The 1,307-nt window shown below is 44.0% G+C and carries 2 protein-coding genes; both read left to right on the top strand.

All coding sequences use genetic code 11. From position 1 onward, the window contains the following. Positions 1 to 114: 114 nt before the first annotated feature. A complete protein-coding gene (locus KDK16_RS07080; protein ID WP_257275337.1) occupies positions 115 to 633 on the top strand; it encodes a GNAT family N-acetyltransferase in 519 nt (172 codons plus the stop codon). Positions 634 to 734: 101 nt separating this feature from the next. Further along, on the top strand, positions 735 to 1,160 hold the full coding sequence (locus tag KDK16_RS07085; protein ID WP_257275338.1) for a GFA family protein: 426 nt from the start codon (positions 735 to 737) through the stop codon (positions 1,158 to 1,160). Positions 1,161 to 1,307: the final 147 nt, after the last annotated feature.

Below are 1,307 nucleotides of genomic sequence, written 5' to 3' on the forward strand. Positions count from 1 at the left end.
TCGAAAACCTAACAAAAGCGTGGTGTCGGCAGCAAGCTGTCTGGGATGCCGCCTGTGGCGGCACCCCACACACAGGCGTTATGTTGCAATCCAATCAAAGGAGTTATCAAGTAGATGGATTTTCTTGTACCTTCTGAATTAGAAACAGAGCGATTAATTCTCAGGCAATTCCAAGATGATGATTGGAGAGATCTTCATGAATATTATTCCGATACTGTTGCAACAAAATTTACAACTGGTCGGGAATTCACTGAAGGTGAAACTTGGCGAACTATGTGCGGTATGATCGGTCATTGGCAAATCAGAAAATATGGGCCGTATGCTGTAGTGAGTAAGGATTCTGGTAAAGTCCTTGGGCCTGTTGGTTTCTGGTATCCCAATGATTGGCCAGCGCCAGAAATAAAATGGGCTTTGGCTCCAAGATATTGGGGTAAAGGTTACGCTAAGGAAGCAACTATCGCAGTGCAAGTTGCTGGCAGAGAACACATACCAAATTTGCCATTGATTAGCTTCATAAATTCAGAAAATATTCCATCTATAAAACTTGCTGAATCTGTAGGTGCAGTTTTTAGCAAAGCTACAGAGTTTCGTGGTGGTATATGGCATATTTACCAGCACCCAACAGCAACATAACAAAAAAATCCAGGTGACGCCTACGGCGCACCTGATTTTGGCGTTATGTGCTACTAAAACTACACCGGAGCGTTCGCCGTAATAATAAGTGAGATCTATTTATGATTGGTCAGTGCCTATGCAATGAAGTTAAGTTTAAGTTGTCCTGTGAAACTCCAAACTTTTACCAATGCCACTGTAGTTTATGCCGTAAGGTGACAGGCTCTTCTGCTAATGCAGGGACTCTCATCAACAAAGAATATTTTGAATGGGTTCAAGGCCAGAATAATATTTCATCGTTTGTTAAAGACTCAGGCTACCGTGTAGATTTCTGCAAGTCATGTGGAAGCCCAGTTCCCAACCCTTTGGGTAATACTGAGCTTGTATGGGTTCCTGTAGGTCTTCTCGAAGACCCCGATGGTAAAGTGGTAATTCATTTACATACATCTTCTAAAGCAGGCTGGGATGTTTTGCCACAAGGCTCATGCCAACATAAAACCATGCCAAGTTTGCATGAATTACAAAGCAGCTTGTGCAAAAGCACCTAACAAATTGCTGGTGTCGCCCCTGTAGGGGCTGGGACGCCGCTGTGCGGCGCCCCACAGCATGGCGTTAGGTTTCCTCAACCGGCGTTTGTGAATTAGCTCAAATACTAAGCCCGTCACGCCATACAATCTTATCGGCAGATAAAAAGT

It is taken from the genome of Endozoicomonas sp. SESOKO4 (assembly GCF_024606275.1).

Coding starts and splice junctions, on each gene's coding strand:
- KDK16_RS07085 (WP_257275338.1), top strand. CDS start 735: ATGATTGGTCAGTGCCTATGCAATGAAGTTAAGTTTAAGTTGTCCTGT.
- KDK16_RS07080 (WP_257275337.1), top strand. CDS start 115: ATGGATTTTCTTGTACCTTCTGAATTAGAAACAGAGCGATTAATTCTC.